The following is a 26,528-nucleotide window of genomic DNA, read 5'->3' as shown; positions in this document are numbered from 1 at the left end:
CTTTTTTCTTAGATTTATTTATCTAATTTTAGCAACTAAATATAAGAAAATGGACACGAATATAACAAAATTATTTTCAATAAAACATCCAATTATTCAAGGTGGAATGATTTGGAACAGTGGATGGCGTTTAGCATCAGCAGTAAGTAACGCTGGAGGTCTTGGTTTAATTGGTGCAGGCAGCATGTACCCTGACGTGCTTAAAGAACACATTATCAAATGTAAAGCCGCAACAAACAATCCTTTTGGAGTAAACGTTCCAATGTTATATCCTAATTTAGAAGAAATAATTGAAATTATTATAGAACAAGGTGTCAAAACTGTTTTTACGTCTGCTGGAAACCCTAAAACTTGGACAGAAATATTACAAAAAGAAGGAATAACAGTTGCACATGTAGTAAGTAGTACAAAATTTGCTCAAAAATGTATGGATGCTGGTGTTGATGCTGTCGTGGCAGAAGGTTTTGAAGCTGGAGGACATAATGGCAGAGACGAAACTACGACTTTGTGTCTTATTCCTAATGTCAGAAAGCAAATTGATATACCATTAATTGCTGCAGGTGGAATCGCTACTGGATCTCAAATGTTAGCAGCAATGGCTTTAGGTGCTGATGGTGTACAAATTGGTTCACGATTCGCAGCAACTGTAGAATCGTCTGCTTGTGACGCTTTTAAAGACGAAATTGTAAAAGCACAAGAAGGTGATACGATGTTAACTTTAAAAGAATTAGCTCCGGTTCGATTAATTAAAAATCAATTCTATAACGAAGTTCAGGATTTATATATTAAAGGAACAACTGCAGAAGAATTAAAAAATCATTTAGGAAGAGGACGTTCTAAAAAAGGTATGTTTGAAGGAGATTTAATTAATGGAGAATTAGAAATTGGACAAGTTTCTGCATTAATTGACTCAATTCCTACTGTACAAGAAGTCTTTGACGAATTAATCTTAGATTTTAATAAAGCTAAAGAATTAATAAACAGATTATAATTCAGGAAAATATATTATTTTTATAAGGATGTCAGTTTTGGCATCCTTTTATTTTTTACAGATGAAACCAGAAGATAATTATATTGAAATCAATAAAAATTCGTGGAAAAATATCTTAATCATTTTCGTTTTACTTGCTTCTCCTCTACTTTTATTTGCCCAAAGAATTGAAAAACATAATTCGGGTGAAATAATAAATTGGAAGGAATTTGAAATAAATAATAATAAATGGGGAACGTATAAAATTAAAAAAGGAACTTACGATCAATCCATATTTTTAGAAAATGATATGCCGGGTTGGAGATGGAAAACTCCTGGGAAATCTTATGGTGTTTTGGGCTATCCTATGATATTTTTAGGAACAAGCGCTTGGTATAAATTAAATGAAATTAAATCTGATAATTATTTTAAAAACTTAGAAGAAATCAAAAGTTTTAATGTCGATTATAAAACAGATTTAAAAGTTGATGATAAAAAATACAATCTTGCTTTTGATTTTTGGTTACACAATTCGCCCAAAGTAGCATTTGAAACAATTGGTGCCGAAGTAATGATTTGGGAAGATTACAATAAATTTAAACCTTTTGGTAAAAAACAAGGAAAACTGACAACGTCTAATGGTCAATACGAAGTTTATACGGGTAAAATTTTCAAGAAAGAATTGAATAAAGGCTGGGATTATATTGCTTTTGTTCGATTAAATAAACGCAGAAGTGGAAAATTAATTTTAATGGAATTCATCAATTATATGAAAGAACATAATTTATATAAAAACAATTCCTATTTATCTTCTTTTGAGTTTGGAACTGAAATCTTAACCTCAACCGGAGAAATAAAAATATTACAATACGAAGTAGAAATTAAATAAAAAAAGCTGTCAAAATTGACAGCTTTAATTTTATATTCTTCCTTGTTCTTTTAATTTCCAATAACGAAGTAATCCGTTTACTGACATCCAACTTGGGTTGGCATATTCGTAAGTCTGAATTTCATCATCAGATAAACCTTTCTCTTTAAACTGATTCTTAGTATAGTTCATAAACAAAGGAACAATCTTATCTGCCAGAATTTGATCATCGTAAAATGGCTTAATATAATTCGCCCAATCGTCCATTATAATTTCTAATTCGTTTAATAACTGCATTGGATTTTCTTGACGATCGAAATGAGTTAAATATAAGGCTGATGGATTTTTACTTCTTATTTTTTCAATCGACTCTTTCCATAAACCAATATTAATATCTGGCGGTGGACATGGAGGAACAACAGGACCATTTCCAATTTTTACACCAGCTACATCTCCAGTAAAAATAACATCATCTATTTGATAAGCATTATGATGCACCGCATGTCCAGGCGTATATAAGACATTTATTACAACATCACCAAATTCGATAACATTCCCATCAGTAACTCCAACTATTTGATCTTCTGGTATAGGTTTCATTTCACCCCATAAGCGATCCATATCATCTCCATAAATTTGAGCAGCCGAATTCCATAATTTTTCTGGATGTTGCATATGCGGCACTCCTATCGGATGTACAAAAATAGTCGCTCCATGTTCTGCAAATTTCCATGCAGCACCGGCATGATCAAAATGAATGTGAGTTAATAAAACATTTTCGATGTCTTTTAATTGATAACCCAAATTTTCTATACCTTTTTGTAAAGCATCTAAAGTAGACATTGGTCCCGATTCTATCAAAATTGGACCTTGAGCAGTTTCTATCAAATAAGCAGCAATAGAATGATCTTCTTGCTGAAAATTTAAATCAATTGTGTGTATTTGTGGCATTTTAAAGTATTTCTTCTATAGTATATTCAATTCCATTAAATTCAATTTGTTCTCCTTTCACTTTTCCTTCGATATATTTATAAATTGGAGCTTTCGTACTCATTCCTACAAATTTATCCCCTTCAAATTCAAACTGCTGAAAAGCTAAACCTATAACAATATTTACTTTGTTTGTAAAAACAACATTTCCTTCAGTAATTCCTGAAACTAATTCTGGTTTAAGTTTTACAAAAACTTCTAACTCTTTTTTAGCTTCGTCTATTCTTAATTTGGTTGTAATAGCATCTTCTGTAGATCGACTTTGTTGCACCAAATCATCAACTTCTACACTAGAATCTTCATCTAAATCTAAACTTTCAGTATACATTTTATGCGTATTTTCTAATGTTTGAACTTCTTCTTGTCTAAGATGAATTAGATGATCTATTATATCTTTTCTATTGTAATTTTTGCTCATTTATTTAGGTTTTAATTTAGTTCAATTTACAAAATAAAAAAGACTCTTAGATATAAATCTAAGAGTCTATAGGTTATATTAGATAGTTAAGAAAACTATTATTGTGCAAAACTATATCTTGCTCCTCCTGAACTGAATAAAGATAGCATTCTAGATTTTTGACCGTTTGTAAACATATACAATCCTCTATCATCACTGTAATCCATATAATTCATTGTCATTTCAATAGGTGTACCTGTACAAGTACTGTAATGTGGATAAGTTGGTACACCATAATTTGCTGTGTTATGCGTTGGCGTGTCAGCTACTAAATCAGTTCCACAAGTTGCATCACCCCAAATATGACGTAAGTTTAACCAGTGACCAACTTCGTGTGTTGCAGTACGACCTAAATTAAATGGATAAGTTGCTGTTCCTGTAGTTCCTAAATACTTAGAATCTACTACTACTCCATCAGTTGAAGATGCACCTCCTGGGAATTGAGCATATCCTAAAATTCCATTACCGATAGTACATACCCAAAGATTCATTTTTGTTGTTGGTGTTAACGCTGTTAAACCTGTTGATCCTTTCATTAAATTATTCGTTCCCCAAGATGTACGATTTACATACTTACGACGAACCTGATCCAGCTCGAAACGGATACCTACATTCGCTTTTACTCCTGAAAAAACCGAAGGAACAGATGCGAAATCTGTATTTTGAGCATTAAAATCTTTGTTTAAAACATCAATTTGTGATTGAATCTGTGCATCTGAAATATTCTCTGCAGTAGTTCTGTATAATACATTTACAACAACAGGAATTACAATTTGTCCATTTACTAAACGAGCATTAGATAAATCAAATTTACTAGCATGCTCTTCAATTTGTTGGATGCGAGCTGCTAAAGTTGGATCTGCAGCTAATTGTGCTTTAAAAACCTCATCTGTTGCACAACCACGTTTTCCTACAACTTCTGCTGTATCTCTTGGTTGATTGTCATTTTCAGAATGATCATCTTCTGAACAAGCAGTAAAAACAAAAACTGCTGATAATAAAAACATTAATTTCTTCATAATTAGTACTTTATTCGTGTTAATTATTTAAAATTAATAAATATTTATTAAACTAAATTAAATATAATTCATTTTTTTTATGTTTTATTAAAATAAATTTAACCACAACACTAAATAGTTAAGTTATTAATACTTAAAACATCCATTAATTACAGTATTATCATATTGTAACAAACTAAAAAAGCACCCAAAAACTTGAGTGCTTTTTTAAACTATCTTTTTATAAAATTACTTTTTAACCTTAATCGTACATCCTATTGCTACAGTAGAAGTTACTTTTATTGGTTTATTAGCTAACAATGCATCAACTGCATCTTCTACATAACGTTCAGACACATCATTAGCATCTTCGTAATTATTATCAATCGCTCCGATATATTTTACGATGTTCTTATCCTTTTCTTTTTGTAATAAAAAAACATGTGGTGTTTTAGTTGCTCCATATTGTGGATAAATCTTTTGACCTTCATCTAATAAATATGGGAAAGTAAATCCTTTTTCCTTTGCACGAACTTGCATTTCAGTAAAACCGTCTTGTGGCTGAACATCAGGATCATTAGGATTTATTGCAATAACAGGATAACCCAAATCTTTGTATTTTTTGTCTAATGCAATAATTCTCTCTTCGTAAGCTTTTGCATAAGGACAATGATTACAAGTGAAAATCACAATATAACCTTTTGCATTTTTATAATCTTTCAAAGAAACATATTTACTATCGATATTATTTAAACTAAAATCTGTAGCAACATCACCTACTTTGTACTGCGCATTTACTACTAATCCAATCAAGATTAAGCAAGCAGAAAATAAGAACTTTAAGTGTTTTTTCATATTATGTTATTTTATAAATGTTTTAACATTTTGTTCAAGTTCATTTTTACTCATATCTTGTCCAACAAAATGAACTTTTTCTCCATTCTGATAAAAAACTGTAACAGGAATATTTCCGCTCCATGATTTATCAATTGCAGGAATCCATTCATTCATACGTTTATTATCATCTAATAAAACAACTTCAGCATTAATTTTATAATCATTAATAAACTGCTTTACTTTTTCTAATTGTTTTACACGATCCATTGAAACAAACAAGATTTTGAAATTAGGGTTTTCTTTGTATTGCTCACTTACCTCAACAAAATGTGGCATTTCTTCCACACAAGGTCCACACCATGTTGCCCAAAAATTTACTGCAATTAATTGATCCGTTGGTTGATTTACCATCTGAAACAATTCTTCGTATTTAATCACTTTAACTTCTTGTGCGTTAATTTTACTAAACCCTAAAATGGCAATTAGAGAGAATATTTTTATAAATTTCATTTTATACTTTAATTTGAATTTAAAATTAATAGTTTTTAGTGTTTAAACACAAGCATTCAATAGATTTTAACTCAATTTTTGTAATTCCATCTAAATTAACGAATTTTGTAAAAAATTGTTGACTTGTACTCAAAAGAAGAAGCTTTTCAGAAGAAAAAAGATTTTTGGGTTTCGTATGGTGGATATATGAAACTACAAATGAATGCAGAAGGAGAACGCATTAACTGGATTAATTATAAAACTGGTGTAAAAGGAATTTACTTTCGTACGAATGTAGATAGAAAATTTGCTGAAGTTATGATTCAGATTGATCATGCGGATCCAGATTTTAGACAAATGATTTGGGAACAGTTAGAGGAATATGAACTTGTTTTAAAAAGTTATATTGGCGAAGAATGGATTTGGACTGCAAATGATTTTGACGAAGATGGAAAAGAAATTTCTACCGTTAAAATTAGATTAGAAAATGTAAGTATTTTCAGAGATTCTGATTGGCCAGAAATCATTACATTCTTAAAAGAACGAATGATAAACTTAGATGAATTTTGGATTGATCATAAAGAAAGTTTTGAAATTTTTAAATAAAAATAAAGCTCGGATAATTCCGAGCTTTTTCTATTTATTCGATTATACATTCTAATCGTTCAATTGCTAATAATTCTTTCGCTTCCTCTACTAACTGAGCAACCAAGCTATCTTCTAAATGTAAAGACAATAAATAATCTTCTTTTTCTATAATATCTTGTACTAATAAACAACCTTCTTTCATTAACTCTTTTTGCTGTTCTTCATTTAATGTCGTTAAACATGTAATTGGATAAATAGCCAAATTATCAATTAAGTATTTCAGACTCATTTTTTCTGGAAAATTCCAAGAAATCATTCCAACATTATAATGTGCAGCCCAATTTACAGAATCAGAAGTTAAATAGGCGTTCGTAATTAAGAATCCTTTAGTTGGTTTTAAAGTTTTATTGAAAAATGTATATTCATGATCGCAAACATCAATCATTCTCGACATAAAATACATCGGTGTTGTTACACTAATTTTCGCATCAACATCATTACGAAACTTACACTCGCAAAAATATAATTTGCCATCTTTTTCTGTAACAACATCAATTTCGTGTGTTACTGCAGTTCCTTGTACCGTTTGGCTATTAATTGCGTTAAATCCTGCAGAAATCATTAATCGTTTAATGTATTTCTCAAAATAATATCCTTCAGGACCCAAATCTCTTAAAGCTTTCTTTAAAGAGTAACGTGCAGCATAAGAACTTCTGTATTTCTTTAAATTTTCAAAAGCTAAGGTGTATAAATCTTGTGTTTTTATTCCATCAAAAATATCTGGAGTCATCAAATCAAAAACTTCTTCAACTTCATCTTTAGTTGCTCCAGATTTTGTTAATGATATTTTTAATGCCTTGGGATTATAATCAACTAATTCACCATTGAATTTTGTTACTTTCATATTTCTTGTTTAGGAACTTTAAATTTATAGAATTATTCTATTAATACGCTCAAAAATGAATAATTAATAATAAATCTTATCTTTGCACAACAAAAAAATAATAATAGATGAAAATAGATACTCTTTTAAAAGAACGTAGTGGAAATCAATGTGAATTAAGTGGAGCAACTGATAATTTAAAAATTTATGAAGTTCAACCCGATGCATCAAGTAATCCTGATCGTATTATTTTAATCAACGAAAAATGTTTAGCACAAGTTGAAAAAAGAGAAGAATTAGATGCTGCTTTTTGGGAGCCTATTTTATTAACATCTATGTGGAGCGAAGTACCTGGTGTACAAGTTTTATCTTGGAGAATGTTGAACCGTTTCCGTAACGAAAGTTGGGCTGCAGACGCTATTGATATGATGTATTTTGATGATGAAACATTAGAATATGCAAAAGCATCTGGAGATCATATTGGGGATGGAGCTGTACAATTACACAAAGATTGTAATGGAAATATTTTAGCTAATGGTGATACTGTATCGTTAACAAAGGATTTAGATGTTAAAGGATCTTCTTTAAATGCTAAAATCGGAACTGCAGTTCGTAATATTCGTTTAGTACACGACAACCACGAGCAGATTGAAGGAAAAGTTGAAGGTCAATCAATTGTGATTTTAACGAAGTACGTAAAGAAACAAGCATAATTCTATAGCTATATAAATGTAAAAGGGAATCAAATTGATTCCCTTTTTTTATGGTTCTAAACTTAATTTATCCATTGATAATTTTAAACACAACTGGCTTCCTTCGCTCAATCCTTTTTCTAAAAAATCTTCGCCTTTTGTCTCTTGGTCCTTCATCACGTAATACGAATACATTAAACCATATCCGTCTGGATTCTTAAGATCAATGACACGTTGTGCAATTGTTTTTAGTTCATCAAATTCCGACGAATTATTATTTACAGTTGTATAATCTTGATTTAAGAGTTGTAAAGTTAAATAGGAAAAATTCTGAACACAACCCAAGTCAAAACCTTCATCACAAAGTATTTTATTATTTTTATTGATATCTTCAAAATGCAAAGGCAACAATCCATTATCCATTAATTTTGAAAGTTTAAGCTGAGAATTATTCAAATAAAAACGTTTTAACCAATCTGCCCTTTGATTAGGTTCAAATTCTATTTCATCATTTATTTCTGATTTAGAAATTAATTTTAGATTTTCATTCTTTTGCCATTTTGTTAATCCTTTCAATTTAGATTTTTCAATTGAATAGATAGATACATTCATATCTACAAAGACAAACAAACTATCATTTTCGTGAAAATATTCAGAAGCGATATCATTATTAATTATTGCTTTACCGTTGCCTAATAACTCTAATAGATTATAGGTGTATTTAGAATTTCCTTGGTAAATTCCCTTTAAGTCATTGCGTGGCTGAGAATATACTTTAGAAAAAATTCCAATAATAAAGAAAAGTAAAAAAAAGAAATTTAGCTTCATATTGTATTTAATTACAACTAAATATAAAAAAAAGAGAATCAAATATCGATTCTCTTTTTAAATTTATTTTATTCACCTCCTTCTATTTCTTCAACTAAACTATTAATTTCTAAGTTAAAACAAAGCTTACAACCATTTTCTAATCCAAGATCTTTGTAATATTTAAATTTTTCTTCGTTACCAAGAAACATATAATAATTTGCTAATAATCCGTAACCTTCTGCGTTTCCTAAAGTTATAATCTTTTGACCTAATTTTTCTAAATCATCATCGGGTTGTGCTTTAATATTTTCTATTGAATCTGAATTAACAATCTGACTAAAGCCACCCATATTTTCTATCAATTTCAATGAAAAAACTTGTATACAAGCAAGATCAAATCCTTCATTACAAGCACTTTCATTTTTAATAATTAGATTTTTATTTAACTGATCAAAACCAATATTTTCATCAAATGCATAATCCAATATGTTTTTATAATTTATATCGTAATGATTAGCAACCCATTTAGCTCTTTGTATATTAGCTGGAGTCATTTGGTTATAAGTAAAAGATTTCTCTGTGGATTTAAAAGATTCACCATCAATCCAATCTCCAACTCCCTTTAAAATATTACTCTTATTTTTCTTTAAAACAAACGGTATTCGATCAACTAAAATCACAATCGAATCATTGCGTTCAAAAAAATCATAAGCATCCATTTCTGAAACGGTAACTTTTCCATTTCCATCAAAATTCAATGTTGAATAAAGTGAATTCTTAGCTGAATTTTTATATAAACCATTTAACGTATTGCTAGGATTTTGACCAAAGGTAAAAAGTGCAAATTGGAGTAAAAATATTGAGAGTATAGTTTTCATAATAATTGGTAGATTTTAATTAAATGTAATAAAAAAATGCCGTCCAGAAAACTGAACGGCATTTTTATAATAGTAAGTTTATATAAAATAGGATTACTCCCATTCTTCTTTAATCTGAACTTCTTCGTAATCTGCTTTCATTTCAGCTTCATAATCGATTGGTTCTCCTTTTGTAAACTTTCTTATTAAACTATCAAAGATTGAGTAAACAACTGGTACAATAATTAACGTTAAGAATAACGATGAAATTAAACCACCAATAATTACCCATGCTAAACCATTGTTCATTTCGGCACCAGCTCCTTTTGCCATCGCAATAGGAATCATACCAAATACCATGGCGATCGTTGTCATTAAGATTGGACGTAAACGCGCGTGATTAGCTTGTAATAATGCGTTGTAAGTTGATTCGCCAGCTTCTTTACGTTGATTTGTGAAATCGACAAGTAAGATGGCATTTTTACATACAAGACCAATTAACATAATCATACCCAGAATCGTAAATACGTTTAATGAGTTTGCCGTTAATGCTAAAATTACAAATACACCAATTAACGATAATGGAATTGAAAATAATACCACGAAAGGATAAACAAACGAATCATATAAAGCAACCATTACTAAGTAAACTAAGATAATAGCGGCTAATAATGCGATTCCTAATGTACCAAAACCTTCCGTTTGGTTTTCCATATCTCCACCCCAAACGTAGTCTACTCCTGCTGGTTTTTCTAATTCTTGGATTTTTTCCATCCACTCGTTAGCAACCGTACCAACTGCACGACCAACTACTTGTGATTCGATAGAAACTGCGGCTGTTTTGTCACGACGCTCTAATAATGATGGTCCAGAACCTTGAACTACTTCAGCGAACTGACTCAATTTAATTTGTTGTCCTGCATTATTTACGAAAATAATATTTCTTACATCTTCAATTGAACGACGGTTAAAATCATCAAACTGAATATTAATATCATATTCATATGCTCCATCACGGTATTTACCATCTGTATTACCAGAGAAAGCTGTTTGCATAGTAAGACCAACTGTTTGTAAGTTTAATCCTAAAGCAGACATTTTATCACGATCTACAGAAACAGTAATTTCTGGATTACCATCTTCAGAAGTTAATTCTGGTTCTGATGAACCTGGAATAGCTTTTAAAACATTTAAAGCTTGTGTAGCAAACTTCGCAGCTGCTTCGTAGTCTGTTCCCGTTACAGTTAATTTTAATGGTGCATTTTCAGCTCCAATTAAACCTACTGGTACCGTTTTAATTTTTACTCCAACAAATTGTTCTTGTAATTCTTTTTTAATCTTAGCTGCATAGATAGATGAATTATCAGCACGTAAAGATTTATCAGTCAAAATTACATCAATCTCTGCCTGGTAAGCAGTAGCTTGAGAAGCACCCATACCACCAGATTGTTGACCAACTGTTGTAATCATATCTACAATATCAGGTTTTTGGCTTAAATAACGCTCAATCTGAATTGTTTTTTGATTTGTTTGTTCAACAGATGCATCTTTAGGTAATTCAATCTGTACTAAGAATTCTCCTTTATCAATTTTAGGGAAGAAACCTGTTCCGATGTATCCAAAAGGAACTAACATAAATGATGCAACTAATAATGCTACAGCACCAACGATAGAAGCAATTTTAGTCCAAACGCTGCTTAAACACCATTTTAATAAATTTCCGATCCAATTAGTGAATGAATTTAAAACACTTTCAAACCAAAGAATAAATTTCTCGAATAAATTTTTACCAGTTAAATGCTCCAATTTACCAAAACGAGAAGATAGCCAAGGTACAATTGTAAATGATGATAATAATGATAACATAGTTGCAATAACAACCGTTACACAGAATTGACCAATAATACCAGCAACTAAACCAGTTGATAAGGCAATTGGTAAGAATACTACAACAATTACTAAAGTAATCGCAGTTACAGTAAATCCAATCTCGGCAGCTCCGTCGTAAGAAGCTCTAATACGAGATTTACCCATCTCCATGTGTCGGTAAATATTTTCTAATACAACGATGGCATCATCCACCAGAATACCAACAACTAACGAAAGACCTAATAAAGTCATTAAGTTAAGTGTGTATCCTAATAATTCCATACCAATAAACGTAGCAATTAATGATGCCGGAATGGCAACCATTACAATAAATGCATTACGAATACTGTGTAAGAATAATAACATTACCACTGCAACTAAAACAATGGCTAAAACTAAATCGAAAACAACCGAATTTGCAGCGTTTAAAGTAAAGATAGAAGTATCATTCATGATACGAACCTTAACTCCTTGTGATTCAAATTGTTTTTCAATATCTTTTGTTGCTTTTTGAATTAACGATGAAACCTCAACAGCATTTGCATCAGATTGTTTAACAACCTGGAAAATAATAGATGGTTCTTGATTTAAACGAGCAACTTTCTCAACTTCTTTTTGAGCATCATAAACCAATGCTACTTCAGATAAACGAATCTGAATTCCGTTATTTGTTGTAAGAACTAATCCATTTAATTCTTCTACAGATTGATATTTACCTGAAAGACGAATAATAGTTGAATTTTCTCTTGTCTTAATATTACCAGTCGGGAAATCTAAGTTTGATGTTAAGATTGCTTGCTGAACTTGAGGGACAGATAAACCATAACCTTCTAATTTCTTAGCATCTAAACGAACCTGAATTTCACGTTCTTGACCACCAATTAAGTTAACTTGTGCAACACCTTTTACACGAGCTAAAATTGGTTCGATCTTTTTGTCTAATAAATCGTATAAATCTTTATCATTTAATTTATCAGAAGATACACCAGCTGTAATAATTGGTAAATCAGACATAGAGAATTTACTTAACGATGGTTCTTCTACATCATCTGGTAAATCAGAAACTATCTGATTAATTTTACGTTGTGCATCATTTAAAGAATAATCGGCATCAGCATCAGAGTTTAATGTAATCATAACGATTGACACACTCTCATAGGACTTAGACTCAACTTTCTTTACATTTTCTAAGGACGATACTGCATCCTCTATTTTTTTGGTTACAGAGTTTTCTACCTCTCCAGGAGAAGCTCCAGGATAAATTGTAGAAACTGTAACTACGTTAACATCAAATTTTGGGATTAATTCGTATCCTAAACTCGAATAACTTAATAAACCACCAAGCGTTAAAATCGTAAATAATACGATAATAAGCGTAGGTCGTTTAATCGATATTTCAGCTAATTTCATTCGTTATTATTTTACGACTTTTACTTTTTCTCCGTCAGATAAATTGATTTGACCAGAAGTTACAACTTCAGCACCAACTTTTAATCCTGATAAAATTTCAACATAATTACCGATAACTCTACCAGAAACAACTTTCGTTAATTTGGCAACTCCATTTTCTACTGCAAAAACTGTATTAGAAGAAACACCATTTACAAAGGCAGCTGAAGGAATTACTGCAATAGCTTTTGTAGCAGTAGCATCATCCGATGAAGAGAAAACAGCAGTACCAAACATACCTGCCTTTAATTTATTATTATTAGAAACTTCGATTTCTACTGGAAAATTTAAAGAAGCATCTGCTTTAGGAGCGATAAAAGTAATACGTCCAACAAAAGCATCTTCTGGTAATACAGAAGCGGTAACTTTTACATTTTGACCTACTCTTAAGTTTACAATTTCTGATTCGTTAACTGCAACTTTTAATTTTAAACGAGAAACGTTAACAATATCAAACATCTGTGTTCCTGCCGAAACTACAGATCCTGGTTCGATGTGACGTTTGTTTACAACACCAGCAATTGTAGCTTTTACATTTGTATCACGAACACGAACACCCTGAGCCTCTACAGCTGCACGAGCATTCTTTAATTGTAAACGAGAGTTATCTACTTGTTGTTTAGTAACACCTCCTGTTTTAAATGCATTTTCGTAACGTTGGTTATCAATAATTGCATTTTGTAAATTGTTTTGTGCTTGTGTCATATCAATTTCAATAGCATCTTTTTTAATTGTTGCTAAAGTTTGTCCAACACGTACATAATCACCTTCATTTACTAAAACATTTACAATTCTACCAGACATTTCTGATGGAAAAGTCATTTCCTGAATTGGTTCGAAATTACCATTAACAGTAAAATCAGCAGATAAATCTTTATACTCTAATTTTGCTGTATTAACTACAATTTCTTCTATTTTAGAAGCTACAATTTTAACTTCTTGTTCTTGTTTTGCTTTATTATTTTTTAAGATATAAGCACCACCACCTAAAAGTGCGACAGCTGCTACTACCCAAAGTAAAGTTTTAACTAATTTCATTTTATATAAATTCGATGGTGTTATTGTAAAATAGTATTTAATTCGCCTCTTGCCTTAAGTAAGGCAACTTCAGCAACTTTGTACTCTAATAATACATTAGAGTAATTATTTTTAGCTTCTGTATATGCTTGTTCAGAATCTAAAACCTCTGTTAAAGAAGCTAATCCATGTTGGTAGTTAGCTTGTGTATTATCAAATACTTTTTTAGCTAAAGCAACATTTTCTTTTTGGTTTGCTAAATTCACAACTAAATTCTCGATCTGAGTTTTTGCATTATGATATTCTAAATCTAAACCTAAAATCATGTCTTTAATATCAATATCTAATGCATCAATATCTAATTGCGCTTGCGCTATTTTCGATTTTGTAGCACCTCCTGTAAAAATTGGCACTTTAACTTGTAATGCAAAATTTGCTACATCAGACCAATAAGTAGAATTATGAATTGGGAAATTTTGACCAAATCCATTGATACCATAATTAGCAGCTAAACCAACTGTTGGGTATAATAATGCTTTAGTAGCTTCAAGATTATATCCTAATAATTCTTTTTGTTTAAGAACAGCAGCAACTTCTGTACGTTTAGTATAATCAAATTTTTCTTCTAATAGATATTCATTGATTGTTACATCTTCACCAACTAATTCAATTTCAGTCTCAATTGGCATTCCCATGTAAAACTTCAATGCATTTTCTTGTAAAGCAACAGAGTTTACAATTTGTTGACGAGCAGATTGAATATTAACTAAACCAACTTTTGTACGATCTAAATCAATTTCTTTAGCTAATCCATTATCGTATAAACTTTGGATAATCTTTTTTATCTTATTTGTATTATCATAAGATGCATCAATATTTTGTAATTTTTGTTCCGTTACAAAAACTTGATAATATGCAGTAGATACACGCTCGATAATTTGTTCGTCTGTTAATTGTGCATTAATTTGATAAAATTCACGAGTTGATTTTGCAGCTTTCAACCCAGTAAAAACACGTTGATCAAATAAGGCTTGATAAACAGATACAGTCGCATTAGTATTCCACGGTTGCCCCATACGGATTACCATTAATTCATCATTCATTTGTAATGCAGACTCCTGAATAATTGCATTGTATTGCAATGCACCAGATGCAGAAATTTGTGGTAACGCTCCAGATTTTGCTTCCTTGATTTGTAAATCTCCTCGCTTAATTTCATTTTTTGCTTTTAAAGCTTCCGCTTTATTTTTTAAAGCAAAATCTATTGCTTCCTTCAACGTTAAAGTTTGTTGAGCAGAAACTGTCTGAAAAAATGCAAAGAGAATTGCAACACCTATCCATCTTAATCTTGTGGATATATTGGTAATTTTCATATAATTTTTTAGATTTATTTTTTAAATAATGTTTGAATAATGATTTCCTTTCTCTCTTTCAGAATACGTTTATATTCTGTATCAGATATCTTTAAATTCAATTGTAACAAAGGTCGTATCGCCATTGGAAAATTGATTAATGATATCATATTTAGCAAAAACTGTACTGGTTCCATTCTTTCTATCAAACCTTGTTCCATCGCTTGCTCTACATTCGCATAAAAAGCTTTTGCATGATCATCTACATATTCTCTTCTAAAATTTGTACCTTGATTAATTTGCGAAACTAGATAGGTTTCTAAATAAGGATACTCAAAATTCATTTGAATACTATGATCAATAAAATGCGAAATCTTAGTTTTAAAATCATCCTCAGAAAACATAATAGAATTAGTTTTTGCAACCTCCATTCTCTTAGCTTCCTCAAAAACAATATTAAATAGATTATTGCGAGATCTGAAGTAGTAATTAATCAACGTACGATTAACTCCTGCTGCATCTGCAATTTCTTGTGTCGTAGCATTAAATTTACCTTCTTTAAAGAATAAATTCTTAGCCGTTTCTTTTATGATATATTCTGTTTGATCTTTCTTTTCCACACGCACATTTTTTAATTTGACAAAAATGTTAAACAAAAGTATTAATCTTTTCCCTTTTGACAAAATTGTCAAAAGAATTTTAACAAATAGATTTCATTAAACAACATATTCTACTGATAAAAAAACGATTAAACTTATGCTATAAATTATCAATTACATCATCAAGAATAAATAGTATTTTTGTAAAATGAAAGACTTATTTGGACAAGCAATTCTGGATTACCAAACTGAAAACAATCCTGAAAATTTATATACAGAGACATCTATTTCTGAATTAGATGTTATGCCTATTGATTATTTATTCAGAGATTTTGATGAAATGCCAACTTTTGAACAAAGAGCATTATCATTAGCAAAAGGAAAAACTTTAGATGTTGGCGCAGGGGCTGGTTCTCATACACTATATTTACAAGAAAAAGGAATTGATGTAAAGGCAATTGATGTATCACCAAAAGCTATAGAAGCTTGTAAATTAAGAGGTGTTAAAAATGCTGAGGCTATCAATTTATTAGATTTACCAACTGAAGAAAAATACGACACCATTTTAATCTTAATGAATGGAACTGGAATTTTCCAAAACTTATTAGTTATCGGAGCGTATTTAGAAAAATTAATATCATTATTAACTCCCACTGGACAGATTTTAATTGATGGTACTGATATTTTATATATGTTTGATGATGACGATGACGGTGGAAAATGGATTCCGGGTGATAGAAATTATTACGGAGAAGTAGATTTTATTGTTCATTATAAAGGAATGCAAGACGAATCAATTGATTGGTTGTACTTAGATTTTGATACTTTAAAAAATGCATGTGAGCATCACGGACTACAATGTAAACGAATTGTAAAAGAAGAAGATTCTTATTTAGCTAAAATCACTATAAATTAAGCGTTGAACTATAATTCAACGTTTTTTTTGTACCTACAACATACCATTTGTCAAAAGAATAATTCTTATTTTAGTGACAAAATATCCAACCAATACATTTATGGAAGAACACTTGCCAAAACTGATCGTCGATTTAGGCCTAATTTTAGGTGTAGGAGCAATTACCACTTTAATTTTTAAAAGAATTAACCAGCCATTAGTGTTGGGTTATATTATCGCAGGATTTTTAGTTGGTCCGCACTTTCAATACATCCCTAATGTTGCCGATGAGCATAACGTTGAAATATGGGCAAAAATTGGTGTTATTTTCCTATTATTTAGTTTAGGATTAGAATTCAGTTTCAAAAAATTACTCAATGTTGGTGGAAGTGCATCCATTACAGCCCTCGTCGAGATTGCTTGTATTGTAACTCTTGGTTACTTTGTAGGACAATGGATGGGTTGGAAAACTATGGATAGTATTTTTCTTGGTGGATTATTAGCCAGTTCATCTACAACCATTATTATTAGAGCGTTTGACGAGTTAGGTTTGAAACGAAAAAAGTTTGCTAACGTCGTCTTCGGAATCTTAATTGTAGAAGATATTGTTGTTATTTTATTAATGGTAATGTTATCTACAATGGCAGTTAGCCAACAATTTGACGGTGGTCAAATGCTAAGTTCTTTAGTAAAGCTTGGATTCTTTTTAGCTGTATGGTTCTTGGGCGGAATTTTCATTATTCCATCTTTTTTACGTTCAATCAAAAAATATTTAGACGAAGAAACCTTACTAATACTTTCTATCGGATTATGTTTAGGTATGGTTTATATAGCTGATAGTGTTGGTTTTTCTATAGAATTAGGAGCTTTTGTAATGGGATCTATTTTAGCAGAAACGGTTTATGCTGAAAAAATTGAACATACTTTACAATCTGTAAAAACACTATTTGCTACAATTTTTTTTGTATCTATCGGTATGATGATCGATCCAGCTTCGATGATGGAACATAAATGGGCTATTTTAATTGTTACATTTTTAACGATTTTCGGAAAACTACTCTTTACCTCGCTTGGTGCTTTATTATCGGGACAACCTTTAAAACAATCAGTACAAGTTGGAATGAGTATGGCACAAATTGGCGAATTTGCATTTATCGTTGCAGGCTTAGGATTATCATTAGGTGTAACTAGTGATTTCCTTTTCCCAGTTGCCGTTGGTGTATCTGCTATTACAACATTTACAACTCCATATTTAATTAAATCTTCCGAACCTGTTTATCAATTTTTAAATAAAAATCTGCCAGAAAAATTCCTTCAGACAATTGACAGATATTCATCAGATACACAACACATCAAAGATGAAAATCAGTGGAAAATCATCATCGAAAAAACAATTAAAAATTTAGCTTTAAATACGATTATTATTGTTGCTATTACAGCTTTTACAAAAAATTATCTATTGATGTTATTGTATGATAATGTAAGTTTTTTTCAAGCTAATTTCATTACTATGATTATCACATTAACTATTTCTGCACCTTTCCTTTGGGCATTAGTAGGTAACAAAGTCTCTAAAACATTAGTCTCACAATTCTGGCACGAATCTAAATTTAATCGTGCGCCAATTATCGGGATTTTCACTTTAAGATTAATATTTATTTTAGGTTTAATTATCTTTATTTATTACCAATTTTTCTCAAGTAAAATCGCAGTAATTATTCCAATTGTATTATTATTAGGTATTCTTTATTTCTTATCAAAACATTTTAATAAAGTATATGATATCATCCAGAATCGATTTATTTTTAATTTGAATGAACGTGAAATTCTTGAAGAAAAAAAGCTTCAAGCTAAAAAAGAAAACTATCAATATACATGGGATAATACACATATTTCTGACATGCAAGTACCACAACACGCAAACTTTATTGGTGTTCCATTGGGCGAATTAAATTGGCGTACGAAATTCCATATCAATATTGCATACATTAAGCGCGGCGACCGAATTATACAAATGCCAAACAGTGAATCTGTTTTATATCCATTAGACGAAATTGGAATTATTGGAACTGATGAACAGATTCAGAAATTTGAAAATTATTTAAAAATCATTGGCGAATCTGTACCTACTTCAACAGAAGATAGCAAAGATCACATCAACATTACAATGGATAAAGTTGTAATTCCGGACAATGTGCCCGAAATTCAATATCAAGATATAGGTTGGATTAAAGATGCTTGTTTGGGTATTGTTGTTTCATTGGAACGAAATGGAGAAATTAGCTACAATCCGGATCGTGATGTTATTGTAGAACCTGGAGATTATTTAACTATTGTTGCAGATAAAAAGAAATTGAAACAATTTATAAAACACTATAATTTAAAATAACGTAATAATTTTGCATCCATGCTTCGTAAAATTATACATATAGACATGGATGCTTTTTATGCTTCTGTTGAACAACGTGATTTTCCAGAACTAAGAGGAAAATGTATTGCGGTTGGCGGATCTGCCGAACGTGGTGTTGTTGCAACTGCAAGTTACGAAGCCAGAAAATATGGTGTAAAATCGGCTATGCCTTCTGTTATTGCAAAACGAAAATGTCCTAAATTAATTTTTGTTAAACCCCGCTTCGATGTGTACAAAGAAGTATCAAATCAAATACGTGAAATCTTTAAAGAATACACCGATTTGGTTGAACCCTTGTCTTTGGACGAGGCATATTTAGACGTTACTATAAATAAATTTGATATTGCAATTGCAACTGATATTGCTCTAGAAATTAAACAAAAAATTAAGGAACGAACAAATCTTACAGCTTCTGCAGGAGTATCTTACAATAAGTTTTTAGCGAAAATAGCTTCAGATTATCAAAAACCTGATGGAATTTATGTCATTACCCCTAAGATGGCCGAACAGTTTATTGAACAACTACCTATAAAAAAGTTTCATGGAATTGGAAAAGTAACTGCTGAACGAATGGCAAATATGGGTATACATACAGGTTTGGATTTAAAACAACTTTCTTTAGAAAAAATGATGAAAGAGTTTGGTAAATCTGGTTCGTACTATTTTAACATAGCACGAGGTGAAGATCATCGTGAAGTAAACCCCGACAGAGTTAGAAAATCTGTAGGTTCTGAAAACACTTTTTCAAATGATATTTCTCTATTTCATGAAATGCAAACTCATATTGCACCACAAACGGATGAAGTTTGGGAATGGTGCGAAAATCATTTAACATTTGGACGAACAATAACTGTAAAAATGAAGTTTGAAGATTTTACAATTGTCAGCCGAAGTAAATCTTCCATTTACCCAATTACAAATGAAAAAATCTATAGAAAATTAGTTTTAGAATTATTGGAAGAATGTTTTCAGGCAGGTCGAAATGTTAGATTATTAGGTGTTTCTGTATCTAATTTAACTGATTTTAAAACATCACAAGGAAGACAATTAGAATTAGATTTTGAGCAAGATATTCTATAAACGATCCAACGGAGATTGAATTTTCTGAATCGACTTTTTTGAAACATGTGTATACGTTAATGTCGTTTTAATACTATTATGTCCTAAAAGCTGCTGAATAAGCGTAACATCAGTACCATTCTCTAACAAATGAGTCGCAAAAGAATGACGTAAACTATGCACACCTACTTTTTTACGAGATTTAGATAATTCTAATCCTTTTTTAAAAATAACTTGAATACTTCGTGTACTCATTTGATTGCCAAAACGATTCTCAAACAAATAATCCTTTGGTTTATATTCCAAATAATATTCGCGTAATTCTTCAAGTAAAGTTTCAGGTAAAATAACAATTCGATCCTTTTTTCCCTTGGCTCCTTTTATATGCACTAACATTGTATCACTATCCAAATCTTCTATTTTAAGATTTACCACCTCACTTACCCGTAAGCCCATTCCGTAAATCGATTTTAGAATCATTTGATGTTTAAAATTCTTGGTCAAATTAATTATTTGCCTTACTTCATTAATTGATAAAACTTTAGGTAAAATGATAGGTTTTTTAGGTCTTGGAATATCAAAAAACATTCGATTAAGATGTAAAACCTGTTCAAAATAAAATTTAATTGCATTCATACGCGAATTAATTGTAAACTCGGATAACTCTAATTCTTGTGAACAATAAACCAAATAACGACGTATTAAATCCGTTGTAATATCTTGTGGTTTGTATTGATTAAACATCTGAAGAAATGAAATAAATTCGTTCGCATAAGTTTTTATCGTATTAGGACTATATGATTTTAGCTTTAAAGTTTGAATATATCTATCAAATTCAATTCGTTGATCATGATTTAAATAATTTGCATTCTTAAATTCAACTAAATCCATTCCAATAGATTGCCGATTTCTGTTATGATCTGAAACATACCAAGCTTGCTGGGTCCTTGAATATTTAACACTAATTATCTTGCGTAAAGGATTAATTGAATATTTTTTATAATCAAATAAAATCCAAATCACTTTTTTGTTTTCGTGTTCACCACTTACAAATTTATAATTAGAAAAATCGATATTCATAGATTGCCGAAGTTGTATTTACGAACATTATTTCAATTCTTATAAAGTTACTTAATTTCTTTTAACCTATCTAATAACAAGCACTTAAGTTTTTTTAAAATATATTTGTATATATTATATATATTCGTATATTTGAGTGTTAGCGGCAAGCATAACCGAGACCGTGTAAAATGAACGAAATAACAACAAAAGACATTTGAAAGACCAACCCTTGACAACCTAAAACGGATTACTATTGACTTGCTTTTGAACGACAAAACTTCGTAATTCATAGACAATTAACTGAATATACCAAAACAAATAACATTTTGAATTTAGAAGAATATACATATTATCGAACAGGTTCTACAAAAATTCCAGTGGTTATTCGAAATATGTTTTTTAAACCTTTTATATCCTCTTCTCTCAAATCATTTTGGAAATTTTGGAATCCAACTTGGGGATATTTTCTTCTGTTTTATTGCTATAAACCAATCAAAACCATTTTCCCAGCTTGGGTAGCTTTGATTGCAACTTTTATAGTAAGTGGATTGGCTCACGATATAATTTATATAATTCCAATGATGATTAAAGAAATCAAGTTTGTATTTCCTTTTATTACAGTTTGGTTTTTCATAATCTCAATTGGAATTTTATTGTCTGAATACCTTCAAATTAATTTTAGAAAAACTAACTTAAAGTTTCGACCAATTTTTCATTTGAGTTATCTTATTATTACTTTTATCTTGACAAGATTTATTGACTTGCTAATTGCTAAACTTATCTAAATATTTAATAATGAAAGGTTGACAAACGAAATTATGAAATTCAATTTACTTTAAAACTTATGGATATTTAATAACACAAAGAACGATATAAACTAACGCAACAAAATATTTTAAATTAAACAAAATGCCAGCCGCTAACAAGGTATTGCCAAAAGCGGGGCTGAAAGTTCAAACTTCAACTTTTGTACTTCTATTCCGCAAAAACCATTTTTTATTTGCTTTGAAAAATGTAAATTAGCAAACAAAAAATGGTTTTGCTAACTGCGGTGCTGAACTCAACATTTGCACTTTGATTTCCCCGCCTTCGGCAATACCCAAAACGTTATCTGTCATTCTTAAATGCATCCCCATCAAAAAACCAAAAAAAATCATAATTTAGCACATTAACAAATTTTAATAATCATAATGGCAAATAACTACGTAAACTTTATTTCAGACGAACACTTAATAAAATGTATTGATATATTATATAATTCTTATTTAAAAGCTAAAGAAAATCTAACAAAAGAAACATTTTACAAAAACAAAATTGATGTAATTAAGCTAACCTTTGATTCAAAATTTAATGAAATTTCTGAAGAAGATCTTATAAATAATGAAATTATAAGACAAGTGGATAAAACGATAACTAATCATATCGGTACTTTTCACGAAAATATATTATCTGGAATTAAAAATTTCGAAAAATTACCCACAGGATGCGATATAAAATCAAATGATAATAAGATATTTATAGAACTAAAGAATAAATTTAATACTGTTAAAGGGGAAGATTCTAGAAGTATTTTTATTAAACTTAAAGAATTAACTGATAAAAATCCTGGTTCAAAAGGATATTACGCAAGAATACTTGATACTAAAAAAACAAATAAAAATTGGGAACTTTCTTATAAAAAGGTTAAATACAAAGATCCTTCAATTTACATTATTTCTGGTGACGAACTATACAAGTTAATGACAAAAGAGGAAAATGCTCTTTTTCAATTATACAAAATATTACCAAAAGCTATTGATGATTATTTAAAATCAATTGAAAAAGATAAAACCGTAAAAGAAAATTCGGCTTTAGATGAAATTTCATCTGAAACCGAAAAATCTAAACGTACTATTCTTGACCAAATAACTTTTGAAAATTATAGTTATTATTTAGGATTTGATAAGTTGTAATATTTATTCAAGAAGTTTATAATTGAATAACCAACCTCACAACCCAAATTTACAGGAACAGCATTTCCAATTTGCTTGTATTGTTGAGCCATAGGACCAGCAAATTCCCAATCATCTGGAAATGTTTGTATTCTTGCATATTCACGTACTGTAAATGGACGAGTTTCGTCTGGATGACATCTTTCGGTTTGTTTCTGTGCAGGGCTACAAGTTAAAGTCAAACAAGGTTCGTCCCAACCAATCCGTCTTGCCATTCCAGTTTTTCCACCACCTAAATAAAAACTTGCACCCATAAATTCTTTTTGAATGTCAATAGGTAAATCTCTCCAATATCCTTTTGGCGGAACTAAATCCAAAACACTCTTTTTGCTTTCTGGATATTTCGCACCTGGAGATATTGGAACATTGCAATCAAACAACTCTCCTTTTTTAAGAGCATCTTTAAGATTATAGATTTTTTTATAAGGTTTTGGATACTCATATTTCAAATCAATATCCTTACGAATACCAACTAAAATTAATCGCTCTCTTTTTTGTGGAACTTTGTAGTTAATCGCTTTTAATACTTCTACTGGAACAACATAGTAGCCAATTTCATCCAAAATAGAAATCATTCCTTTTAGAGTATTTCCATTATCGTGACTTAATAGACCTTTTACATTTTCTCCAATACAAATTGGTGGATTAACTTCTTTTACAACACGAGCAAATTCGTAAAATAAAGTACCTCTTGCATCTTCAAGCCCTAATCTTTTACCTGCATAACTAAAAGCTTGACAAGGAAATCCACCAGTTACAACATCTACTTTATTATGATATTCCGAAAAGTTGAAATTTTTAATATCACCCTCTAAAACATTCCAATTTGGACGATTTTTTCTTAAGGTTTCACAAGCGTGTTTGTCAATTTCATTTAAAGCGACACATTTTAAACCAGCCTTTTCCATTCCAATAGCCAAACCACCAGCACCAGCAAATAATTCTAATACTGCATAGTCATTAGTTGGCTCTACAAAATTTGAAACATCATCTTTTACATCACTATTAAAAAATTCTGTAAATAATGTTTCAACTTCTTCTTTTTTATAAACTCTATAGTTGCTCATCGGTTCACGAACAGCCGACAATTTTCCTTCTTCGTCCCATCGACGTAGCGTTTTAGTACTTTTGTTAAGTAACTTCGCTGTTTCTGAAATAGTTAAATATTCACTCATAACCAAATTGTACAACATTAGACATTGGTTACAAATTTAATGTAAAAAAATTGAATCTACCAAAATAAAAATGAAAAAAAGAACGACAGATAACAAGGGTTTGGCGCAATGGCGGGTTAAGGCTAAAATTAAAGTTTCGGCTTTCTATTCCGCAAAAGCCAATTATATTGACTTTTTTTCTTAAATTTATTCAATTAATTGGCTTTTGCTTACTGTGTCGCTAAATTGAAACTTTTCGCTTCAATTTCCGCCACTGACGCCAAGCCCCGAAACGTTAGCGGTAATTTTACGAAAACGACATAAATACTAAAAAACAATCCGATGAAGCTATAAGTAACTGTTTAAAAATAAAAACAGAAATAAATCATTACTCTCAAAAGTTATGATGATTTGTATTTATCAACAATTTAAAATTTACAACAATGACACAGTTACAAATGATTAACAAAACCAAATCAATAGCTCAACAAGACGAAAATGTTTCCGCAGTTTTTATGTACGGTTCATTTACTAAAAATGAAGGCGACAAATATTCTGACATCGAATTTTACATCTTTCTAAAAACCAAAGAAAACTTTTCGGCTGAAGAATGGGTAAACCAAGTTTATCCTGTCGCTTTATATTTCATTAATGAATACGGAAGTGAAGTCGCTATTTTTGAGAATATGATTAGAGGCGAATTTCATTTTTTAAAAACAGACGAAATAAAAATCATTAAATCGTGGGAAGGAATTGTTGCGTTCAGTGATTTTGACCAAATGAATTTAATTGACAAAGACGGACTTTTAACGGAAACGCTAAATCAAATCAAAGTAAAATTCCCTGATAGAACCACAGACGAAAATATTTTGTGGCTAAGCCAATCATTACTGAATGTTATACTGACAACAAGCAACTTAATTAAGCGAGAAGAATTTGCTCATGCTCATCATAGTTTATCAAATGTTCAGAAATATTTGCTTTGGCTTATTAGAGCAAGAACAAACAAAACCCAACATTGGGAAAGTCCAACTAAAAGTCTTGAAAAGGATATTGATACGACTTGGTATTTTGCGTATAAAACAGTAACATCGGATTTAAATCCTAAAAATATAATTTTAGCTTTTGAAAACTCATTAAATTTATCGGAAAAACTATTTGACGAACTAAATATTGAACCAAAAATGAAAGAAATCCTACATGAAATAAGAAAAAACTACCGCTAACATCGGTTTGGCGAAATGGCGGGTTATGGGAAATATAGAAAGTTCGTACATTTTTTGTCGCAACAGCTTTTTATATTTCCTTTTTTGTTAATTTAGTAAATAATAAAAAGCTGTTGCTCAAGTTAGTGAAAGATTGAAAGTATTGGCTTTCTAATCCGCCACTATCGCCAAGCCGCGGCCCGTTATCTGCAAGCAATCCAAAAATCCGCACAAATGAAAATTGGAAAAAAATTTAATGAATTAGAGTTTTCTGAATATTTGTCTATAATTGAAAACAATAAAAAATATAGTGATTTTAATACTCTTGGATTATATCGTTCTTTATTAGAAAATGAAAAGCTAGAAATTTCACAAAAATTAAAAATAAGAGACTTTGCTAATAGTTATTTCCAAAAAACGTTTGACTTTTTACAAATAAAAGATCCATTAACATATCTAAAAGTAAAAACAATTGGTGAAGATTTAACAAAAGGAGATGAAGAAAATTTATGGAATATCATAAAAGAAAACCAACAAAAAATATTAAAAGATAAGAGAATAAAACACCGAAATTTTGGTGATTATTCTAAACATAACTGTGGATACGATGATTGTATTTGGAATGGTTTAATGATAAGGCAAAATTCTTGGCTTGTTGAATCAAATATGCATTTCAAAGATGACAAAATAAAATATCAACAAAAAATAAAATCAGAAAGAAGAAAATCAGAGCGTAAAAACGAATATAAAATAATTCGTGATAATCTTAATGGATAATCTTGCCTGCAGATAACATAGTATTTGCGAAAAAACGGGCTGAAAGTAAACTTTCATCCCTTATTTTTCCGCTCGCAAAATTGCTTTTCTTAAAACAATAAACTAATTTAGTTTCAGAAAAGAGCAATTTGCTTGAACGTACGAACTTGAACTTCGTTCAATTTCTCTCCCGTTCTTCGCAAATACTCGGCTCGTTATACGCAATTGCAGTTTCGGGCATCCGATTTTTTCGAACGATTTTTTATCTCAA

25 protein-coding genes are annotated in these 26,528 nt (G+C 30.3%); 11 read left to right on the top strand and 14 right to left on the bottom strand.

The features are described from left to right. Positions 1-49 precede the first annotated feature (49 nt). Both EAH69_RS13150 and EAH69_RS13145 read left to right on the top strand, forming a co-directional pair. Positions 50-991: an NAD(P)H-dependent flavin oxidoreductase gene (locus tag EAH69_RS13150; RefSeq protein WP_121935674.1), complete on the top strand. Its 942-nt coding sequence runs from the start codon at positions 50-52 to the stop codon at positions 989-991. 61 nt (positions 992-1,052) lie between these two features. After that, positions 1,053-1,859, top strand: coding sequence for a GH12 family glycosyl hydrolase domain-containing protein (locus EAH69_RS13145; protein ID WP_230466825.1), 807 nt, complete (start codon positions 1,053-1,055; stop codon positions 1,857-1,859). A 30-nt stretch (positions 1,860-1,889) separates the two neighbouring features. On the opposite strand, the gene EAH69_RS13140 is transcribed toward EAH69_RS13145, so the two are convergent. From EAH69_RS13140 to EAH69_RS13120, 5 genes are all read right to left on the bottom strand, one after another. Then, entirely contained in the window at positions 1,890-2,789 is a 900-nt protein-coding gene (locus tag EAH69_RS13140; protein WP_121935672.1) for an MBL fold metallo-hydrolase, read from the bottom strand. A gap of 1 nt (position 2,790) precedes the next feature. Beyond that, the gene (locus EAH69_RS13135) at positions 2,791-3,246 is read right to left on the bottom strand and encodes a hypothetical protein (protein ID WP_121935671.1); all 456 of its coding nucleotides are present in this window, start codon (positions 3,244-3,246) and stop codon (positions 2,791-2,793) included. Positions 3,247-3,344: 98 nt separating this feature from the next. Continuing rightward, positions 3,345-4,304 carry a zinc metalloprotease gene (locus EAH69_RS13130; protein WP_121935670.1) on the bottom strand — a complete coding sequence of 320 codons (960 nt, stop codon included), beginning with the start codon at positions 4,302-4,304 and terminating at the stop codon, positions 3,345-3,347. 228 nt (positions 4,305-4,532) lie between these two features. Then, complete coding sequence (locus tag EAH69_RS13125) at positions 4,533-5,138, bottom strand: thioredoxin family protein (protein ID WP_121935669.1); 606 nt, start codon at positions 5,136-5,138, stop codon at positions 4,533-4,535. Positions 5,139-5,144: 6 nt separating this feature from the next. After that, positions 5,145-5,630, bottom strand: coding sequence for a TlpA disulfide reductase family protein (locus tag EAH69_RS13120; RefSeq protein WP_121935668.1), 486 nt, complete (start codon positions 5,628-5,630; stop codon positions 5,145-5,147). A gap of 123 nt (positions 5,631-5,753) precedes the next feature. Between EAH69_RS13120 and EAH69_RS13115 the strand changes: the two genes are divergently transcribed. Then, positions 5,754-6,215 carry a DUF4268 domain-containing protein gene (locus EAH69_RS13115; protein ID WP_121935667.1) on the top strand — a complete coding sequence of 154 codons (462 nt, stop codon included), beginning with the start codon at positions 5,754-5,756 and terminating at the stop codon, positions 6,213-6,215. Positions 6,216-6,249: 34 nt separating this feature from the next. On the opposite strand, the gene EAH69_RS13110 is transcribed toward EAH69_RS13115, so the two are convergent. Beyond that, a complete protein-coding gene (locus EAH69_RS13110; protein ID WP_121935666.1) occupies positions 6,250-7,101 on the bottom strand; it encodes a PDDEXK family nuclease in 852 nt (283 codons plus the stop codon). A gap of 107 nt (positions 7,102-7,208) precedes the next feature. Between EAH69_RS13110 and EAH69_RS13105 the strand changes: the two genes are divergently transcribed. Continuing rightward, positions 7,209-7,793, top strand: a complete 585-nt coding sequence (locus EAH69_RS13105) for a PhnA domain-containing protein (protein ID WP_121935665.1) — start codon at positions 7,209-7,211, stop codon at positions 7,791-7,793. A 48-nt stretch (positions 7,794-7,841) separates the two neighbouring features. On the opposite strand, the gene EAH69_RS13100 is transcribed toward EAH69_RS13105, so the two are convergent. The 6 genes from EAH69_RS13100 to EAH69_RS13075 all read right to left on the bottom strand — a co-directional run bounded on the left by EAH69_RS13100 (position 7,842) and on the right by EAH69_RS13075 (position 15,746). Further along, positions 7,842-8,600 (bottom strand): hypothetical protein, encoded by a 759-nt coding sequence (locus tag EAH69_RS13100; RefSeq protein WP_121935664.1) that lies wholly within the window; start codon positions 8,598-8,600, stop codon positions 7,842-7,844. A 68-nt stretch (positions 8,601-8,668) separates the two neighbouring features. Beyond that, positions 8,669-9,460 carry a hypothetical protein gene (locus EAH69_RS13095; protein ID WP_147439149.1) on the bottom strand — a complete coding sequence of 264 codons (792 nt, stop codon included), beginning with the start codon at positions 9,458-9,460 and terminating at the stop codon, positions 8,669-8,671. Between the two features lie 93 nt (positions 9,461-9,553). After that, positions 9,554-12,718: an efflux RND transporter permease subunit gene (locus EAH69_RS13090; protein WP_121935662.1), complete on the bottom strand. Its 3,165-nt coding sequence runs from the start codon at positions 12,716-12,718 to the stop codon at positions 9,554-9,556. Positions 12,719-12,724: 6 nt separating this feature from the next. Beyond that, on the bottom strand, positions 12,725-13,795 hold the full coding sequence (locus EAH69_RS13085) for an efflux RND transporter periplasmic adaptor subunit (protein WP_121935661.1): 1,071 nt from the start codon (positions 13,793-13,795) through the stop codon (positions 12,725-12,727). Between the two features lie 20 nt (positions 13,796-13,815). Then, positions 13,816-15,147 carry a TolC family protein gene (locus EAH69_RS13080; protein ID WP_230466824.1) on the bottom strand — a complete coding sequence of 444 codons (1,332 nt, stop codon included), beginning with the start codon at positions 15,145-15,147 and terminating at the stop codon, positions 13,816-13,818. Positions 15,148-15,161: 14 nt separating this feature from the next. After that, positions 15,162-15,746, bottom strand: a complete 585-nt coding sequence (locus tag EAH69_RS13075) for a TetR/AcrR family transcriptional regulator (protein WP_317124745.1) — start codon at positions 15,744-15,746, stop codon at positions 15,162-15,164. A 187-nt stretch (positions 15,747-15,933) separates the two neighbouring features. Here EAH69_RS13075 and EAH69_RS13070 point away from each other — a divergent pair, with 187 nt between their 5' ends. The 3 genes from EAH69_RS13070 to dinB all read left to right on the top strand — a co-directional run bounded on the left by EAH69_RS13070 (position 15,934) and on the right by dinB (position 20,110). After that, on the top strand, positions 15,934-16,641 hold the full coding sequence (locus tag EAH69_RS13070) for a class I SAM-dependent methyltransferase (RefSeq protein WP_121935658.1): 708 nt from the start codon (positions 15,934-15,936) through the stop codon (positions 16,639-16,641). A gap of 100 nt (positions 16,642-16,741) precedes the next feature. Then, complete coding sequence (locus EAH69_RS13065) at positions 16,742-19,009, top strand: cation:proton antiporter (protein ID WP_121935682.1); 2,268 nt, start codon at positions 16,742-16,744, stop codon at positions 19,007-19,009. 18 nt (positions 19,010-19,027) lie between these two features. Beyond that, positions 19,028-20,110 (top strand): DNA polymerase IV, encoded by a 1,083-nt coding sequence (gene dinB, locus EAH69_RS13060; protein WP_121935657.1) that lies wholly within the window; start codon positions 19,028-19,030, stop codon positions 20,108-20,110. Here dinB and EAH69_RS13055 read toward each other — a convergent pair. Further along, a complete protein-coding gene (locus tag EAH69_RS13055; protein ID WP_121935656.1) occupies positions 20,105-21,169 on the bottom strand; it encodes a tyrosine-type recombinase/integrase in 1,065 nt (354 codons plus the stop codon). The genes dinB and EAH69_RS13055 overlap by 6 nt on opposite strands. A gap of 308 nt (positions 21,170-21,477) precedes the next feature. On the opposite strand from EAH69_RS13055, the gene EAH69_RS13050 reads away from it, so the two are divergent. Both EAH69_RS13050 and EAH69_RS13045 read left to right on the top strand, forming a co-directional pair. Further along, on the top strand, positions 21,478-21,936 hold the full coding sequence (locus EAH69_RS13050; protein ID WP_147439148.1) for an MBOAT family O-acyltransferase: 459 nt from the start codon (positions 21,478-21,480) through the stop codon (positions 21,934-21,936). Positions 21,937-22,341: 405 nt separating this feature from the next. Next, complete coding sequence (locus tag EAH69_RS13045; protein ID WP_121935654.1) at positions 22,342-23,103, top strand: Eco47II family restriction endonuclease; 762 nt, start codon at positions 22,342-22,344, stop codon at positions 23,101-23,103. Here EAH69_RS13045 and dcm read toward each other — a convergent pair. Continuing rightward, on the bottom strand, positions 23,079-24,317 hold the full coding sequence (dcm, locus tag EAH69_RS13040; protein WP_121935653.1) for a DNA (cytosine-5-)-methyltransferase: 1,239 nt from the start codon (positions 24,315-24,317) through the stop codon (positions 23,079-23,081). The genes EAH69_RS13045 and dcm overlap by 25 nt on opposite strands. A 422-nt stretch (positions 24,318-24,739) precedes the next feature. Here dcm and lnu(H) point away from each other — a divergent pair, with 422 nt between their 5' ends. After that, on the top strand, positions 24,740-25,522 hold the full coding sequence (lnu(H), locus tag EAH69_RS13035; RefSeq protein ID WP_121935652.1) for a lincosamide nucleotidyltransferase Lnu(H): 783 nt from the start codon (positions 24,740-24,742) through the stop codon (positions 25,520-25,522). A gap of 213 nt (positions 25,523-25,735) precedes the next feature. Further along, positions 25,736-26,278: a hypothetical protein gene (locus EAH69_RS13030; RefSeq protein ID WP_121935651.1), complete on the top strand. Its 543-nt coding sequence runs from the start codon at positions 25,736-25,738 to the stop codon at positions 26,276-26,278. The last annotated feature ends 250 nt before the right edge of the window (positions 26,279-26,528 follow it).

Origin of the sequence: Faecalibacter macacae, from assembly GCF_003687725.1 — a bacterium.
GTDB classification, from domain to species: Bacteria; Bacteroidota; Bacteroidia; order Flavobacteriales; family Weeksellaceae; genus Empedobacter; species Empedobacter macacae.
This window is presented reverse-complemented; position numbering and strand designations above follow the sequence as displayed.